Source organism: Exiguobacterium sp. SH3S1 (assembly GCF_004337105.1).
Taxonomy (GTDB): Bacteria; Bacillota; Bacilli; order Exiguobacteriales; family Exiguobacteriaceae; genus Exiguobacterium; species Exiguobacterium aurantiacum_A.
The window spans coordinates 185,172-202,723 of the sequence record NZ_SJUW01000004.1 but is presented as its reverse complement, the minus strand read 5'-3'; the positions used below and the strand labels follow the sequence as shown (position 1 = coordinate 202,723).

At 54.2% G+C, this 17,552-nt stretch carries 16 protein-coding genes; 14 read left to right on the top strand and 2 right to left on the bottom strand.

Annotated features, from left to right (window positions below; translation table 11 throughout):
- Both EVJ26_RS06660 and EVJ26_RS06655 read right to left on the bottom strand, forming a co-directional pair.
- Positions 1-870: a bacterial transcriptional activator domain-containing protein gene (locus tag EVJ26_RS06660; protein WP_161567610.1), complete on the bottom strand. Its 870-nt coding sequence runs from the start codon at positions 868-870 to the stop codon at positions 1-3.
- Positions 860-2,998: an NAD-dependent epimerase/dehydratase family protein gene (locus tag EVJ26_RS06655; RefSeq protein ID WP_131470131.1), complete on the bottom strand. Its 2,139-nt coding sequence runs from the start codon at positions 2,996-2,998 to the stop codon at positions 860-862. Before EVJ26_RS06655 ends, EVJ26_RS06660 begins: the two co-directional genes overlap by 11 nt.
- A 222-nt stretch (positions 2,999-3,220) precedes the next feature.
- Here EVJ26_RS06655 and EVJ26_RS06650 point away from each other — a divergent pair, with 222 nt between their 5' ends.
- The 14 genes from EVJ26_RS06650 to EVJ26_RS06585 all read left to right on the top strand — a co-directional run bounded on the left by EVJ26_RS06650 (position 3,221) and on the right by EVJ26_RS06585 (position 17,548).
- Entirely contained in the window at positions 3,221-3,667 is a 447-nt protein-coding gene (locus EVJ26_RS06650; protein ID WP_131470130.1) for a hypothetical protein, read from the top strand.
- A gap of 210 nt (positions 3,668-3,877) precedes the next feature.
- Entirely contained in the window at positions 3,878-4,636 is a 759-nt protein-coding gene (locus EVJ26_RS06645; RefSeq protein ID WP_131470129.1) for a YveK family protein, read from the top strand.
- Entirely contained in the window at positions 4,602-5,297 is a 696-nt protein-coding gene (locus tag EVJ26_RS06640; RefSeq protein ID WP_131470128.1) for a CpsD/CapB family tyrosine-protein kinase, read from the top strand. Before EVJ26_RS06645 ends, EVJ26_RS06640 begins: the two co-directional genes overlap by 35 nt.
- Before the next feature lie 10 nt (positions 5,298-5,307).
- Positions 5,308-6,525, top strand: a complete 1,218-nt coding sequence (locus tag EVJ26_RS06635; RefSeq protein WP_201738338.1) for a glycosyltransferase — start codon at positions 5,308-5,310, stop codon at positions 6,523-6,525.
- Positions 6,522-7,448 carry a glycosyltransferase family 2 protein gene (locus EVJ26_RS06630; RefSeq protein WP_131470126.1) on the top strand — a complete coding sequence of 309 codons (927 nt, stop codon included), beginning with the start codon at positions 6,522-6,524 and terminating at the stop codon, positions 7,446-7,448. Before EVJ26_RS06635 ends, EVJ26_RS06630 begins: the two co-directional genes overlap by 4 nt.
- Before the next feature lie 15 nt (positions 7,449-7,463).
- A complete protein-coding gene (locus tag EVJ26_RS06625) occupies positions 7,464-8,513 on the top strand; it encodes an EpsG family protein (RefSeq protein WP_131470125.1) in 1,050 nt (349 codons plus the stop codon).
- Positions 8,514-8,532: 19 nt separating this feature from the next.
- A complete protein-coding gene (locus tag EVJ26_RS06620; RefSeq protein WP_131470124.1) occupies positions 8,533-10,095 on the top strand; it encodes an oligosaccharide flippase family protein in 1,563 nt (520 codons plus the stop codon).
- 11 nt (positions 10,096-10,106) lie between these two features.
- Positions 10,107-11,258, top strand: coding sequence for a non-hydrolyzing UDP-N-acetylglucosamine 2-epimerase (wecB, locus tag EVJ26_RS06615; RefSeq protein ID WP_131468721.1), 1,152 nt, complete (start codon positions 10,107-10,109; stop codon positions 11,256-11,258).
- A 3-nt stretch (positions 11,259-11,261) separates the two neighbouring features.
- Positions 11,262-11,903 carry a sugar transferase gene (locus EVJ26_RS06610; RefSeq protein WP_131470123.1) on the top strand — a complete coding sequence of 214 codons (642 nt, stop codon included), beginning with the start codon at positions 11,262-11,264 and terminating at the stop codon, positions 11,901-11,903.
- Between the two features lie 108 nt (positions 11,904-12,011).
- Positions 12,012-13,055: a polysaccharide biosynthesis protein gene (locus EVJ26_RS06605; RefSeq protein ID WP_131438962.1), complete on the top strand. Its 1,044-nt coding sequence runs from the start codon at positions 12,012-12,014 to the stop codon at positions 13,053-13,055.
- A 7-nt stretch (positions 13,056-13,062) separates the two neighbouring features.
- Positions 13,063-14,196, top strand: coding sequence for a glycosyltransferase family 4 protein (locus EVJ26_RS06600; RefSeq protein ID WP_236635521.1), 1,134 nt, complete (start codon positions 13,063-13,065; stop codon positions 14,194-14,196).
- A 20-nt stretch (positions 14,197-14,216) separates the two neighbouring features.
- A complete protein-coding gene (locus tag EVJ26_RS06595) occupies positions 14,217-15,476 on the top strand; it encodes an ATP-grasp domain-containing protein (RefSeq protein WP_131470122.1) in 1,260 nt (419 codons plus the stop codon).
- Positions 15,440-16,555 carry a polysaccharide biosynthesis C-terminal domain-containing protein gene (locus EVJ26_RS06590; protein ID WP_131470121.1) on the top strand — a complete coding sequence of 372 codons (1,116 nt, stop codon included), beginning with the start codon at positions 15,440-15,442 and terminating at the stop codon, positions 16,553-16,555. Before EVJ26_RS06595 ends, EVJ26_RS06590 begins: the two co-directional genes overlap by 37 nt.
- Before the next feature lie 12 nt (positions 16,556-16,567).
- Positions 16,568-17,548 carry a glycosyltransferase family 2 protein gene (locus tag EVJ26_RS06585; protein ID WP_131470120.1) on the top strand — a complete coding sequence of 327 codons (981 nt, stop codon included), beginning with the start codon at positions 16,568-16,570 and terminating at the stop codon, positions 17,546-17,548.
- Positions 17,549-17,552: the final 4 nt, after the last annotated feature.

Sequence of the window (17,552 nt, the reverse complement as noted above, 5' to 3'; positions counted from 1 at the left end):
CTATATCCAAAATCGTAGTTGATTGAGTCCATCTGGTGATAAACGTATCTCAGAGGAGCGGAGCCGATGAATCATTTCGTGGACTCGACTTACATTTTTCATTGCATAGTGAACGGCCATTGCTTCAAAATAGGCAATTTCGTTCGTAGGATGTTGATGTAAAAATAAATCACTCGCTTGAAGCGCATGGGCATATTCACCAAGCGAAAGAGCCATTTGGATGCGTTCCACATGATAAATAATTTCAGTACGGTCATCTACGTCAATCAAATTGGATAGTGCATGGAGATAGGTGTAAGCGTACTTTGTTTGGGTGCGCCTGTCCAAAAATTCCATGTCCATAATTTGTTTTAAAATTTGTAAATATGATTTGATGACTTGTGGGTCCTCGTGTCGCTCTTCGAGTTCACGTTCTAAATGACGTAGTTGCTTGGAGAGATGTGTCTTAGCTTGTTGAAGCGCGGTTGCGGCGTAATGTGACGTCTCATTGTCTTCGCTCTTCAAAGCAGCTGCAAGCATCGGTGCTTGTTGGAGGAAATCATTTTTCAAGATATTCATCAATGTTTTTCGCTTGATTTGATTCGTATTTAAAATCAAAGCATCTTGTAGTGAAATCATATTTGTCTCACTTGATTTATCCGGGAGACTTAAACTTACATCTTCGTAAGCTTCTTTGCGTAAAAGCCAATCCGGAAGTTCTGCCGCCTCGTGTTTCGAACGTTGCAAGTAGTAGAGGATTCCCCAGCTGACAAAGGGTAAGGCGATAAGAGTGAACGCCATTGGAATAAAGTCTTTTCGCTGTTTGAGGAAGACGATGATAAGGACGATTACTGTAAAAACGTAGTGGAAGATTAATGCGTTACTCAACATACGACACGTCCTCTACGACATCTGCATGAATTGATTTCTGAGCCAGACGTTCGATTACGATTTGTGATTCATCCGCTGTAGCATTTGATAATAGGGCATACAGCTCATTGTCATCACGATACCCTAAATAGTCGGTCGTTCGTAAGGTTGAGTCTACTGAATGAATGACATTATCAGTTATAGAGTTGCGAATGTGAAGTAACGTGTATGGGATATTTAACTCGATTTTGCCCTGCTCTTTTTGAATGACGATCCGTTCGAAATAATCTTGCTTCAATGCGTTCGTATTTCTGACATACCGATCAAGCTGGACGGCATCAATATAGCCAAATGAACGATCAAGCGATGAATTGATCAAGCGTGTCATAACATCAATCAAGTTTCGATACGACAACGTCAAGTTTTGGAACGGGACCTGATAGCATAAAACCACTGCGAAGATTTCACCTTGACGGAGCAACGGTGCACCGAACATAGCGTCTTCTGGCGAGAGAGCTTTATTAAAGACAATCTCTTTTGATTGCATGACTTCGTTCACTAGAGAATGTTCTTCAAGGTCCAGTGAGTTTTTAGGTGAAAATGCAGGATCGGCCGATTTGGCGGCTAATCGCGCAAAAGCAGATTGATTCACTAAATAGATGGCGAAATGTTCAGCCTTCAATGTTTTTTCAAGTACCGAGATCGATCCGACAAACAATCCTTCGGGTTCTAAGCTGTCAAGTGCGCGTGTCGCTTCGTAAACACTTCCGATACTATCTTCTGAATGAATGATTTGTTGGTGCAATTGATTTTTGATATCGAGTGTCTCTTCATAAATCTCATTTAAGAAGTGGTGCCGTTCACTCGTTGCGGCTAACTCGTCTTTTAAGAACTGGATTTCAATTTTTCGACGTTCCATGACATAACTCACAATCAGTCCAACTAATAGGTAAATCGTAAATACCGCGAGAATCGAGTTGTCGACGAACAAAGAAAGAATATTTCGGCCAGTCGCAGCATGGTCATAAAATTGGACACCTACCGCTAAAATAGAAGCGACGAGAGACTGTGTTTTTCCAAACAGTAAGGCTGCCAATAAAATATAAATAAACCAGTAATCTGGGGTGTCTACCACAGGTGTCATAATGAAAGAAAACATAAAAAAGATTAAAAACAGGGTCAGGTTTTCGGCAATTTGAATGAATGGGTGCGAGAAGAGGGTACCGAATACTGTCGATTTTTTATCAATTGTGACAGGGGGTATTACATCATGTTTTTCATAGTAGGAAAGGGTTGTATTTATGCCTTCTTCAATAGTGTACTTTGGAACCCAATCCAAATCTGTTTTGAGTTTACGATTTTCAAGCTGAAGCGTGTGAGCCTTGGGGGGATGGCTGTATGTCACTTCACTCAGACCGACAAGTTCACATAAATGGTACAGGGAGGTTTGAGTATTAGATGATAAGTTGTAAATACCGGTTAGTTGACTCATGACACCTCGATACATAGCATCGGCCACATCACCTGAAAAAATGAAGTCATGGGCCCATTCAGGACTCCCGTTTACGTTGACATTTGTACCGTTTGAAATGGAAGTGGTTAAACTGGTGATGAGTGTGCTGTCTTGACTAGTATGTTGTTTTGGTCCGTAAACGCAGGCAATTCGAAACACAAGTGTCGAAAGACCATATAATTCGGACCACTGTTGACAGTAAGCTTCACCGTGAAGTTGGTCGAGTGCGAATGGTGAGTTTGGAGCCGGGATTGCAGCCTCTATGACGGGTATCTCACTCTGATTTCCATATACCTCTGAGGTCGAACAGTAAATGAATTGTTTCACCTGATACTTTTTTGAAAGTGTCAATATATTAAGGAGACCATTCACGTTCGATTGAACAGGGTGAATTGGATGTGAATGTTGATTTGACGTAGCACAATGAATCACGACATCGAAGGAGTACGTTTTAAAAAATGTTTCGCACTTCGAATCGGACGTATTTGCAATCAAGTATCGATGTTTGAAGTCGATGTTTGCTTTCGTTCCAGTAGATAGATTATCAAGAATATGTATGTGATGACCTTCTTTGAAAAAACGTTCAGCTAGGGTACTGCCGATAAATCCATAACCGCCTGTAATTAATATGTTCATCTTCTAGCCCCTTCATAATTTGAAAATAAGAAATACGTAAACAATATTATAATTGACGGATGTTGCATTTACCTAAAATCAAAGAAAGGACAATGTGTTCTCCGAAAAAGTCGGGAAATGTAGAATTTAAATTGCATTTTCAGATTCTTCAACTTTAGATTGAAACGTATTCTATATTCTGCTCGTATGTTATGTATCAATTAATCAAAGGAGCGCTGACTTATGAAACGCGAACAACATATCCGCCGCCTCGTCGACTACGCACGGCAAGGCAAAGCAAAAGCGATTATGATCGGAGCCGGTTCCATCTTCCTGACGAGCACGTTCCTGCGAACGGTCGACCTCTCACAACCGCTCCTCATTGGACTCGGGTTTCTCGGCGTCGTCCCGCTGCTCGTGCGTGAATGGAAACTCGGGACAATCCGGAGTACGTTCAACGATGACGCGACGTATCAACGGCTCATCCGCTGGCTGACGCTGTTTGGCCTCCTTGTCTTGTACGCGTTGCTTGGGTGGTTTGAAACCGGCTCGCCGGGGACGTCGTTCTTTCTAGCGCTCGGTGTCCTGTTGCTTGGCATGTTCGGCCTTCAACGCGCCTTCGACCGCGTCATCTTAAAACTCGAACCCGACTATATCACCGACCGCGAACTGCATCGCGAACTGAACTGACCGACCGTCTCCTCGCGAGGCGGTCTTTTTTTTTTAGGTCCAAGTTCCTAAAAAGACAAAGAACGAAACGGAACGGCAACATGACATGATGTTGCGAAAAAATGATAAATGATTCCCTCCGATTGTCAAGATGAACAGGGAAAGAACGTATTACGGTAGGCTCATGCCTTATTTCTGTCGTCCATTCTGTCTGTAGGGAGGGAAACATTTATGAATCAGCAAACGACGATCGTCGGTGATCTCGTCGAGGTACTTAAGAAAAGCAAGTGGCTACTCGTACCGTTCATCCTGCTCGGCGGGCTCGCTGCTTATTATGTGAGCACGGCGTTCATCCAACCGACGTACGAGGCCTCGACGCAAGTGCTCTTAGTGACCGAACAAGAAGGCGACCGCGTCGACAGCTCGGAAGTGCTCTCGTCGCTCTCGCTCGTCAATACGTACAGGGTCATTATGAAGAGCCCGGCCATCTTGAACGAAGTGACAGAGCGCGTCCCGAACGCGCCAGACCCGATCAGTGACGTGCTCACGGTCGAGAGTGAGGAAGAGTCGCAAGTCATCAGCGTCGTCATCACCCATACGGACGCGGCGGTGGCGGCCGAGACGGCGAACGTCATCAGCGAAGTGTTCGCGGACGAGATCCCGGACTTGATGAACATCGACAACGTCCGCATCTTGTCGCCGGCTGAAGTGCCGCTCACCCCGATCTCACCGAACATCCTCGTCAATACAATAATCGGTATGTTCGTCGGCTTGTTCTTCGGCGGGCTGATCGGTCTCTTACGCTACGTGTTCGACAAACGGATCCAAAACGAACAAGAGGCGGAACGGCTGTTAGACCTTCCCGTCATCGGGTCGGTGCCGGTCATCGAACGGCGTGACATGAAACCGAAAAAAATAAAAACGAACACCCCTAAAGGGAAAGGAGAGGTCCCTCATGTTTCTGAGAAAAAAGAACGACAATCTTCCTGATTACGGGCAGCGTGATTTGATCACGCTCGCCAACCCGAAGTCGCCGATCTCGGAGCAGTATCGGACGATCCGGACGAACCTCGAGTTCACGTCGATCGGTCAGAAGCTACAGATGATCAACGTCACATCGGCCTCGACCGGGGAAGGGAAGTCGACGACCGCGGCGAACCTCGCCGTCGTCTATGCGCAGCTCGGAAAGCGCGTCCTCCTCATCGACTGTGACCTTCGTAAACCGACGGCGCAGTTCACGTTCAACCTCTCGTCCCAAGCCGGGCTATCGACGATTCTCGTCGGACGGATCTTGCTCGAGCGGGCCATTCAAAAGACGGGCGTCGAGCGATTGTCGCTCCTAACCGCAGGACCGATTCCGCCGAATCCGACCGAGCTCATCGCTTCTGACCAGATGGTCGAACTGCTCGACGAGGTGCGCCGGCAATACGATATCGTCATCCTCGACGCGCCGCCGATGATGCAAGTGGCGGACGCCCGTCTGCTCGCAAAAATCGCCGACGGCACAATCCTTGTCATCGGCTGCGAAAATTCGGAGCGCCAACTCGTCGTGAAAGCGAAAGAACAGCTCGAGCGGACCGGGACGCATATGCTCGGCCTCGTCTTGAACAAGCGGAAGAGCGGACGGCATAAGTATTACGCGTACGAGTGAGGTGGCGACGATGAAGATTCTCCATATTAACGCGATCAACGACGTGAAGAGCACTGGACGAATCTGTAAAGAACTCGCATCTGTCCATCACGACTGCGGACACGAGACGCGTGTCGCCCACTCGACGGGACCGGTCACCGAGGCGAGTTACGTCATCGGCGATCCCGTAGACGTGAAGCTGCACGCGCTGCACGCTCGCATCACCGGACGGCAAGGCTACGCCTCACGATTTGCGACGGAGAATTTGGTCCGTGACATCGAGCGCTACGCTCCGGACGTCGTCCATCTCCATAACTTGCATGCCAACTACGTTCATCTCAGGACGTTGTTCGAATACTTGGCCGCACGCGACATCCCGACCGTGTTGACGCTCCATGACTGCTGGTTCTTCACCGGCAAATGCACGCATTACACGACGGCCGGGTGCAACAAGTGGCAACACGGTTGCGGCGATTGCCCGCAACTTCGGGACGATATCCCGAGCTGGCTGTTCGACCGGACGAGTGAGATGCTCGACGACAAACGTCGCTGGTTGACGGCGATTCCACGCCTCGCCGTCGTCGGGGTATCCGACTGGATCACGACCGAGGCGCGCTTTTCGTTCCTCCGACACGCTGCCGTATTGCGCCGGATTCATAACTGGGTCGACCTCGACGTGTTTCGTCCGGTCGACGCGACCGAGCTCCGGGTGCGGCTTCAGTTGGCCGACAAGATGGTGCTGCTCGGTGTCGCGAGCACGTGGAGTGAGGCGAAAGGGCTCGGTGCCTTCCTCGACCTCGCGGCGGCACGTCCGAACGACGCCTTTCTCTTGATCGGCCGGCTTGACGACACAGAGCTCCCGGACAACGTCATCCACGTCAACGAGACGAACGACGCCCGTGAGCTCGCCCGCTACTACGCGCTCGCCGACGTGTTCCTCAACTTATCGGAACAGGAGTCGTTCGGCAACGTCACGGTCGAGGCGATGGCGTGCGGGACGCCGGTGCTCGTCTTGGACGCGACCGCGAGCCCGGAACTCGTCACCGACGATACGGGTGTCGTCGTCGCGACACGGGGACTCACCGATTTGAATTACGGGATCGAGCGCATCTTTGCCCGTGGCAAACGGTCGTACAAAGACGCGTGCGTCACCCATGCCCGGACGAATTTTGCGCTCCGTGACCGCGCCATCGACTACTTGGACGTCTATGCGGCGCTCCGACACGAGAAAGTGAGGAATATTCTATGAAACCACTCGTCTCGATCATCATCCCGGTGTATAACGGGAGCAACTATTTGGCCGAATGTATCGACAGCGCCTTGGCCCAGACGTATACGCACATCGAAATCATCGTCGTCAACGACGGCTCGACCGACGGAGGGAAGACGGCCGCCGTCGCCAAAACCTACGGTGACCGGATCCGTTACATCGAGCAAGTGAACGGCGGCGTCTCGAGCGCGCTCAACCGTGGGATCGACGAGATGCGCGGTGACTTCTTCTCTTGGCTCAGCCACGACGACTTGTACGCCCCGCGAAAAATCGAGGCGCAGCTCGAGACGCTCGAGCGGGAAAGACTCGACCCGTCACGGACGATCCTCGTCACCGGCACCCGCTTCATCGACGAACACGGGGCCCCGATCCGACGTTACCAGCGCAAGTTCACCGGGCTATATCGAGCGGGTGATATGTTCCGTCACTTGATGCTGACGTCGAGCCTGAACGGTTGTGCGCTCCTTATCCCACGCGCGGCGTTCGCAACGCGGCGCTTCTCGCAGGAGGACCGGTTCATCCAAGATTGGATGTGTTGGATCGGGTTCGCGCTTGACGGGTTTGACTACTATTTGACGGATGAGCCGCTCGTTCTGTCTCGGATTCACGGGGCCCAACAGACGAAAAAGATTGTCCACCGTGCCGAAATCGAATCGGACCGCTACCTCAGCCAGTTACTCCTTGACGTCGAGCGCCGTCCGGACGCGGGTACGCTCATCCCGATTATCTTGCGCCATACGTTCAAAGAAGATGCGGCGGCGGTGCGTGAAGCGTATCTCGCGACCCGGGACGTGCGTGACTATTTCAGTCCGTTCGAACATGGGCGTCTGCGGTTCAACGGACTGTTGATCTCGAACTTGCTGTCGCTCTATCGCGGCGTCACGAACCTCATCTATCGTTAGAAAAGAGGCGACCTCATGACCATCTATCTCGTCAACATCGCACTGCTCGTCCTCTGGGCGATGCTGCTCATGCGTTCTGACACGACTTACAGGCGCGGTTGGTTCGTGACGTTCGCAACCGTCCAGTGGATCGTCTTGTCGGGATTTCGTCACATCTCGGTCGGGGACGACACGGCGCAATACGGAGCGCTTTTCCTTGCGACGAAGCCGTTGCCGCTCGAAGCGCTGACGCGGGACTTCTTTACCCTCGTCTTCACCGAGAGCGAGGACCCGGGCTATTATTTGTTCCAACGGCTCACCCAGTTCGTCATCTCGGACTATCAACTGTATCTCGTCTTGATCGCCGTCATCTTCATGGTGCCGCTCGGTTACTTCATCTATAAATATTCGAGCGAGCCGCTCATCAGCTTTTTGATCTTCTCGGTCTTGTTTTATGAATTTTTCGCCGTGACGGGGTTACGCCAGACGATGGCGACGGCGCTCGTCGTCCTCATCGGTTATCACTTCGTCCGGGCCCGCAAGCTCCTGATGTTTCTCATCCTCGTGCTCGTCGCCATGACGATCCATAAGTCGGCGCTCGTGTTCTTGCCGTTTTATTTCTTGGCCAACCGGCAACTGACGAAAGCGTACATTCTCGGCATGCTCGGCTTCATCGCCGCCTTGTTCGCGTTTCGGGGCCCGTTCTTTGAGATGTTGGTGACGTTATCTGGCTACGACACGTATGACTACATGAATGGGGCGGGTGCGATCAACTTCAGCGCCATGCTCCTGTTCGTCCTGCTCGTCGCCTTATGGCGGCGCGATGAGATCTTGGCGAACAACCCGTCGGCGACGCATTACTTTAACGCGTTGTTCCTCGCGGCATGCTTCTTGCCGCTCACGTTCATCAACCCGTCGATGATGCGGCTTGTCCAGTACTTCACGCTGTTCTTGATTCTGATGATCCCGGAGATCCTCAAGACGTTCGAGCGGCGCGAACGATTGCTCGTCTATTACGCGGCGGTGACGCTTTTAGTCTTGTTGTTCCTGCAGGACGCACCGGTGTATACGTTCTTCTGGCAGTAAGGAAGAGAGGTGGAAACACATGTCGACACGCGTCGAGCCCGATGAGGCCGCGAGTACACGCAAAATCAAATACGGGGCAGCGATGTCGTATACGCAAATCTTTTTCGGCATCTTGTCCGGATTGATCTATACGCCGTGGATGATCCAGGAGATCGGTCAAGCGAACTACGGGCTCTACATGCTCACCATCTCGCTGATCAGCATGTTCGCGATGGACTTCGGGCTCGACGCGGCCGTATCCCGGTTCATGAGCAAATACATGGCCGAAGGGGACGAGGATAAGGCGGCACGCTTCCTCGGCGTCGCCTATAAACTGTTCACCGTCATCGGCTTCGTCTTGTTCGTCATCCTCGCGGTCGTCTATTTCTTTCTCGACTCGGTATACGCGGGGCTGACCGCGGCCGAGCTCGACAAGTTGAAAGTCCTGTACGTCGTCGCCGGTCTGTTCATCGTCATGTCATTCCCGGCGAAACCGTTCACGGGCATCCTTGTCTCACATGAGTACTTCTTGTTCTCGAGCGCGCTCCAGTTAACAGAAAAGATCGCGACCGTCGTCCTCATGGTGACGGCGCTCATCCTCGGCTACGGGCTGTATGCGCTCGTCCTCGTCACCGCGTTCGTCGGCACGCTCGTGCTCATCATCGAATACATCTTTATCCACCGGAAGACGACGGTCCGCGCGAACTTCCGTGAACGCGACAAAGGAATTTATAAAGACATCTTCGGCTTCATGACATGGAGCACGGTCACGCTCGTCGCCCAGCGCTTCATCCTCAACATCACGCCGAGCCTGCTCGGGATGCTCGCCGGCAGTGCCTCGATCGCCTTGTTCTCAGTCGGGATGGTCATCGAAGGGTACGTCTGGACGATCGCGTCGGCGCTCGGTTTCTTGTTCTTGCCGAAAGTGAGCCGGATGCTCACGCGTGACGACAGGGGAGGAATCGCCGTCTTGTTCGTCCGGATCGGCCGCATCCAGCTCTATATCGTCGGATTGATCGTCCTGTCATTCTTCGTCCTCGGGCAAGAGTTCATGCGGCTCTGGGTCGGCGAGGCGTTTCACGATTCGTATTACGTCGCGCTCCTCCTCATCGCCCCGAGCCTCATCACATTGACACAAGACATCGGCAACACGACGCTCATCGCCGAGAACAAAGTGAAGTATCGGGCGTATGGCGCACTCATCGTCGCCTGTATCAGCATCACGTTATCTCCGCTCCTCATCCCGATTTACGGGCCGATCGGGGCGGCTGTCGCCATCTGTATCGGCAATATCGTCGGGCTCGTCTTCTATATGAACTTCGTCTACAGCCGCATCCTCAAACTCGACATCGGGCTATTTTTCCGGTCATGCCACGTGAGGATTCTTCCGGCGCTCGCGCTCTATACGGTCATCGGCTGGGGCATCCAACAGCTGTTCCCGGCGTCGAACCTGTTCGCCTTCGCCTTGAAAGGGGGCGTGCTCGTCGTCCTCTATGGCATCATCATGTGGTTCCTCGCGTTTGATGACAGCGAGAAAGCACTCGTCCATCAAGTGTTCGCCCAAGTGAAGATCCGCATCCTATCCATCCACCATACTTCTTAGGAGGGAACGTTATGAATCGACTCAAAGTGATGACCATCGTCGGCACGCGCCCGGAAATCATCCGTCTCTCGGCCGTCATCGCCAAGCTCGAGGCGTCGGAGGCGATCGAACACATCCTCGTCCACACCGGACAAAACTACGACTACGAGTTGAACGAGATCTTTTTCGAAGACTTCGGTCTGCGCACGCCCGACTACATTCTCGACGCCTCCGCTGACGGGCCGATGGCGACGATCGGCAACATCTTGATCGCGGTCGATCCGGTGCTCAAGGCTGAACGACCGGACGCCGTGCTCATTCTCGGCGATACGAACAGCTGCCTCGCCGCCATCGCCGTCAAACGCCATAAAATCCCAATCTTCCACATGGAGGCAGGGAACCGCTGTTTTGACGAACGGGTGCCGGAAGAGACGAACCGCCGCATCGTCGACCATATCGCCGATGTCAATTTGACGTACAGCGACATCGCCCGCGAGTATCTTCTAAAAGAAGGGCTCCCGTCCGACCGCGTCATCAAGACGGGCAGTCCGATGTTCGAGGTGCTCACGCGCCAGCGAGACAAAATCGACCGCTCGGACGTGCTCGACCGGCTCGGTCTGACGGCAGGCGGCTACTTCGTCGTCTCCGCGCATCGGGACGAGAACATTAGTGCGGATGAGAACTTCTTCGATCTCGTCGACACGTTGAATGCGATCGCCGAGACGTACGACCTCCCGCTCATCATCAGCACGCACCCGCGCACCGCCAACCGGATTCGCGAGACCGGGGTGACGCTGCACCCGAATATCCGCACGCTCAAGCCGCTCGGGTTCAGCGATTACGTCCACTTGCAACTTCATGCGAAAGCGGTGCTCAGTGACAGCGGGACGATCAGCGAGGAGAGCTCGATTCTCGGGCTGAAAGGCTTAAACATCCGCCAAGCACACGAGCGGCCCGAGGCGATGGAAGAAGGGGCGGCGATGATGGTCGGCTTGAAACGCGACCGCGTCCTCCAGGCGCTCCGCGTGTTAGAGGAGACGGATACACCGATGCGACTCGTTTCCGACTATGCGATGCCGAACGTGTCCGATAAAGTGCTCCGCATCTTGTTGTCGTACACGGATTATGTGATGCGTGAAGTGTGGAAACAGACGCCGGGGAGTCCGCTCAAGAGGGAGGTGTGAGGGATGCGCTATTTGAATCAAAAGCGGAAACTCGACATCGTCTTGAGTTCGCTCGCACTATTTTTGCTCGCACCGTTGCTCGTGTTGCTCGCGATTTTGATCAAACTCGACTCGAAAGGACCGGTCCTGTTCAAACAGCAGCGCGTCGGTCAGGACGAGACGTTGTTTTGGATCTATAAGTTCCGGACGATGCGGGACGACACGCCGAAAGACGTGCCGACCCACATGTTCGCCGACCCGACGAAACACATCACGCCGATCGGTAGCGTCCTCAGGAAGACGAGCCTCGACGAACTTCCGCAACTCGTCAACATTTTAAAAGGCGACATGGCGCTCGTCGGTCCGCGGCCGGCGCTGTGGAATCAGACCGACTTGATCGAGGCGAGACGCGCGGAAGGCGTCGCCCCGGTCAAACCAGGCCTGACCGGTTGGGCGCAAGTGAAAGGACGCGATGAGCTCCCGATCGAGGTGAAGGCGAAGTTTGACGGGGATTACGTCCGGCACATGGGTCACCGTCTCGACCTCGTCTGTATCTTGTTGACGGTCCGAAACGTCCTCCTGCGTAAAGGCATCATCGAAGGGCAGGTCGCACCGCCGACCGTCCCGTTGAAAGAAAAAGAGATGACACATGTTGCGAAAAAATGATAGGAGTTTCCCTTCTATTACCAATTCATTTCAAATTTGGCGGGTAAAAGACTTCATACACAACCTCCTGACCTCTCAGACAATGCACCTCAGAAAGGAGACTCGATCATGTTTTCGAATAAGACTTTGCTCATCACCGGCGGGACCGGCTCGTTCGGCAACGCCGTCATGGAACGGTTTCTCCATACGGACATTAAAGAGATCCGTATCTTCTCACGTGACGAGAAAAAACAAGAAGACATCCGCAAACGCTACAACGATGACAAACTGAAATTTTACATCGGTGACGTGCGCGATTCGAATAGCGTCAAGAACGCGATGTACGGCGTCGATTACGTGTTCCACGCCGCGGCGCTCAAACAAGTCCCATCGTGCGAATTTTTCCCGATCGAAGCCGTCAAGACGAACATCCTCGGCACCGAGAACGTCTTGAACGCTGCCGTCGATGCCGGTGTCGCGAAAGTGATCTGCCTGTCGACCGACAAGGCGGCCTATCCGATCAACGCGATGGGCATCTCGAAAGCGATGATGGAAAAAGTGTTCGTCGCCAAGGCACGCGCCGTCGGTCCGGACAAGACGCTCATCTGCGGCACCCGTTACGGTAACGTCATGGCGTCACGCGGCTCGGTCATCCCGCTCTTCGTCGAACAAATCAAAAACGGGGAACCGCTCACCGTGACCGACCCGCTCATGACCCGGTTCTTGATGAGTCTCAGTGACGCGGTCGAGCTCGTCGTGTTCGCCTTCAATTATGCGCACGCGGGCGACATCATGGTCCAAAAGTCACCGGCTTCGACGATTGGTGACCTCGCCGAGGCGCTCAAACAATTGTTCCAAGTCGACAATCCGGTCAAAGTCATCGGTACCCGGCATGGCGAGAAGACGTTCGAGACGCTCATGACACGTGAAGAACACGTCCTCGCCGAAGATATGGGTGGTTTCTTCCGCGTCCCGGCTGACAACCGTGACCTCAACTACGATAAATATTTCAGTGAAGGCAGCAGGGAGCTGACGGTCCAAGGCGAGTACAACTCGAACAACACCGAACAGCTCGGCGTCGAAGACGTGAAACGGCTGCTGTTGACGCTGCCCTACATTCAAGCAGAACTCGCAGCTTGGCACGTGCCGAGCTCGACGAAGCGGATCGGGTGAGGTGAATATGATGAAACAACGACTCGTCTTCATCACGAACATCGCCGCCCCGTATCAAGTCAAGTTCTGCTACGCGCTCCAAGAACATTTCGATACCGAGTTTTGGTTTTATGACCAATTGACCGCCCGACGTCCCGACTGGTGGAAAGTCCCGCTCGGCGACCGCTGTAAAGTGCTCAAAAGCAACTACTTCGCCGGACCATTGAACTATGTGTCACTCCAAGTGTTCCAAGAACTTGCCCGCTTCAAACCGGACATCATTCTCGTCGCCGGCTTCACACCGCTGCACTCGCTCATCTTGAAGCTCGCGAAACGGAAAGGCAGCAAAGTCGTCGTCTTGAGCGAGCCGATCCGCGACGTGTCGGGTGAGGATAACGCCTCGGACAAGCTGCTCGAACAAGCGAACGCGAAGTGGAAGACGCGGATCATCCACACGATGTTCCGTGACGCCGACCTGATCTTCGGAATGGGACAAGTCGCCCGCGACCAATTCGTCCGCGAGTTCGGATTCATGGAAGAACAAGTCGTCAACGCCCCGTACCCGATCGATATCGACGCCTATTTCGACCATCCGCTCCGCGTGAAGCGCCGAGGTGACCCGGTCCGGATCTTGTTCGCGAACCGGCTCATCGACCGCTACCAACCGCTTGTCGCCCTAGAAGCGTACCGGGCCTTGAAACGAGACTATCCGAACCTGTCGCTCGCGCTGAACCGGGACGGACACTTGTACGAGGCGTGTCGTGACTACATCAAGGAGCATGACCTCGAAGGTGTGACGTTCTTGGATGAAATCGACGCCTGGGACAATATGCATCTCGTCTATCGTGACTCGGACATCTTAGTCTTGCCGGCGACCTATTCGAACGGCAACTTGACGATCATCGAGGCGTGCGCGTCCGGGATGGGCGTCATCGTCAGCCGTCAAGTCGACAACGTCTCGGGGCATTTGACGGAAGGGGAGAACTGTTTCAAATGTGAGCCGACCGCTACGTCGCTCGAGGCGTCACTCCGGAACTACCTGGAAGCACCGGAACGGCTCGCGACGCATGGCGCCCTGTCAAAACAAAGCGTCGAGAATCGTCGCAACCGTGCGACCGCGGCGACGTATCGCCAACTGTTCACGCAAGCAAACATCATTTGACGCCAAAGGAGACCAACGACATGGTGAAGCTCATGCTGTTAGGAGGAGCGATGCATCAAACGCCCGTCATTTTAAAGGCGAAAGAGAAAGGGATCTTCACGATCCTGTGCGATTTCTTGCCGGACAATCCGGGGCGAAACGTCGCTGACCGTTATTACTGCGTCAGTACACTCGACCGCGAACGCGTGCTCGAAGTGGCACGCGAGGAACAGATTGACGGGATCATCGCTTACGCGTCAGACCCGGCCGCTCGCACGGCGGCTTACGTCGGCGAAGCGCTCGGACTCGTCACGAACCCGTTCCAGACGGTCGAGACGTTGACGAATAAAGTCAAGTTCCGCGCCTTCTTGAAAGCGAACGGCTTCCCGACACCTGAGGCATACGCCTTCACCGAATTCGAAACGGCCGTTTTGGCACTGTCGACGCTGCGTGGGACGTACGTCGTCAAACCAGCCGACTCGTCGGGGAGCAAAGGGATTAGCCGCATCACCTCGTCGGATACGCCCAGGAGGATTCGCGAAAAGCTAGCCGCCGCCTTCGAGGTGTCACCGGGCGGGGAAATCGTCGTCGAACAGTTCGTCAAACGTGACGGCTATCAAGTCGCCGGAGACGGGTTCGTCGTCGACGGGAAACTCGTCTTTCGTTGTTTCGGTAACAGCCATTTCAACGTGAAAGGCGTCAACCCGTTCGCGCCCATCGCTGCGAGCTTCCCGAGCGTCCAACCGGACCGCGTCCAAGCGAAAGTCCACGCCACGCTTCAATGCATGATCACGAAAGTCGGGCTGAAGAACGGTCCGCTCAACTTCGACATTTTCGTCAGTAAAGGTGACGTCTACTTGATGGACATCGGCCCCCGTAACGGCGGCAACTATATCCCGCAGATCATCGAACAGGCGACCGGCGTCGACATGGTGAGCGCGACGATCGACCTCGCGCTCGGACGACCGGTCGAACTGGAAATGAAACGTGTCACGACGCCGTCGAGTTACTTCATGCTCGGCAGCCAAGTATCAGGCCGTTTTATCGGACTCACGTTCGCATCCAAAGGGTACACGATCGTCAAATCGAATTTGGCCTACGCGATCGGTGCGGATATCCCGCGCTTCGAAGGGGCGAACAAAGCACTCGGCAGTCTCATCCTTCGGTTTGAAGACGTGCCGACGATGCTCCGGCTGCTCGATCATCCGGACAAATGGGTGACGCTTCACGTCACGCCGTCTACTCAACGAAAGGAGGGATTGTCATGGATATCGTCGTCACCGGAGCAAGCGGCTTTTTAGGAAAACACCTCACGCACGCACTTGAACAGGAAGGGCACAACGTCCTTAAGGTCACGCAGGAGACACACTTCGCTGAACGCAGCCGGATGCTCCGAGCGGCCGACTTCGTCTTCCATCTCGCCGGCGTCAACCGGCCGGAAGACCCGCACGAATTCATCACCGGTAACGTCGATTTGACCGAGGTCATCGCGACGGAGCTGTTGTCATACAACCCGGTCCCGATTGTGTTCGCCTCGTCGATCCAGGCGACGCAAGACAACGACTACGGCCGCAGCAAGCGTGACGCGGAAAACGTGCTCGTCGTCTACAGCGAACGCTCTGGGACACGGGTCCACTTGTTCCGCTTGCCGAACGTGTTCGGGAAGTGGGGGCGCCCGTTTTATAACAGCGCCGTCACGACGTTCTGTCATCAGATCTCGCGCGGCGAGACGGTCACGGTGAACGACCCTGAGCGGTTGCTCACGCTCGCCCACGTCGATGATGTCGTCGCCTCGTTTCTTGACACGTTGACGACGGACGTCGCGCTCTATCCGACGGTTCCGTCGCATGAGATCTCCCTGCTCGACGTCGTCCGGACGCTCGAGGCGTTCGAGACGATGCGGGCGGCGCACAGCGTACCGGACTTGTCGGACGCGTTCACGAAACAGCTGTATAGCACGTACACGAGTTACTTGCCGAGAGAGCGGATGGTGACTCCGCTCCTGATGCACCGCGACGCGCGCGGCTCGTTCACCGAGTTCTTGAAGACGCCGGACCGGGGGCAAGTGTCCGTCAACGTCGCCAAGCCCGGCATCAAAAAAGGGGAACATTGGCACGATACGAAGCATGAGCAATTCCTCGTCGTCAGCGGAGAAGGTGTCATCCGGCTCCGGTTGGTCGACGACACGGAAGTCATGACGTTCCATGTGAGCGGGGAAACGCTCGAAGTCGTCGAGATCCCGCCTGGATACGTCCACAATATCGAGAACGTCGGCACGACCGACCTCGTCACCATCATGTGGGTGAACGAACCGTTCGACCCGGGCCAGCCCGACACGTACGCCGATACCGTCGCCCGAGCTGAAACCGAAGTGCTGTGAGGAGGAAACGCGATGATCATGGTCAGTATCAACTGCATCACCTATAACCATGAGGCGTATATCGGTCAGACGATCGAAGGATTCCTCATGCAGGAGACGGATTTCGACTTCGAGATCCTGATCCATGAGGATGCGTCGACGGACCGGACGGCCGAGATCGTCCGAAGTTACGAACGTCTTCACCCCGACAAGATCCGGGTCATTTATCAGACGGAGAATCAGTACTCAAAAGGCGTGTTCGTCAACTTGTTGAACGAAGAGCGGGCCCGCGGCAAATACGTCGCCCTCTGTGACGGTGACGACTACTGGATCGACCCGCACAAGCTGCAAAAGCAAGTCGACTACATGGAAGCAAATCCCGACTGCACGCTTTGCTTCCACGACGCCTACGTTGAGACGGACGACACGTTGCATACGGATTGGCGCGTCATTCCATGGATGCCTGAGAACCGGAAGTATGCGTCGTTTGAAGCACGGACGTACAACGCCGGTGAGCTGCAACTGCTCGGGTTCATCCCGACGATGTCGATGTTGTACCGAAACAGGCTGATCATGGGCGGGCCGGACTGGTTGAGCGATGCGCCGGCAAAAGACGGGGCGATGAAACTGTACGTCGCGAGTCATGGCTACGCTTACTATATGCCCGAGGTGATGAGCGTCTACCGATATGGCGTCGCAGGATCGGCGACGACGATCTGGAACGAAGGGGACCTCGAGCGGGATATCGCGCGTCACGAGGCGTTCATCCGCTTCATCGATACGTTCGATGCGTATTCAAACGGACAGTATCATCAGGAGATGGAACTTTCCCGCATCTCGTTCGAGGTCGGGCTGCACCGGCTGAGACGAGACTATGCCGCTTTAAAGTCACCACGATACGATCGCTACCTTGACCGTTTCGTCGGGAAAGAGCGGATTCGTCCTTACTTGATGGTGCGGCATCCGATCGTCACCGAACTGTTGATTCGGCTTCGGTCGCGGCAACTGATATAAGGGG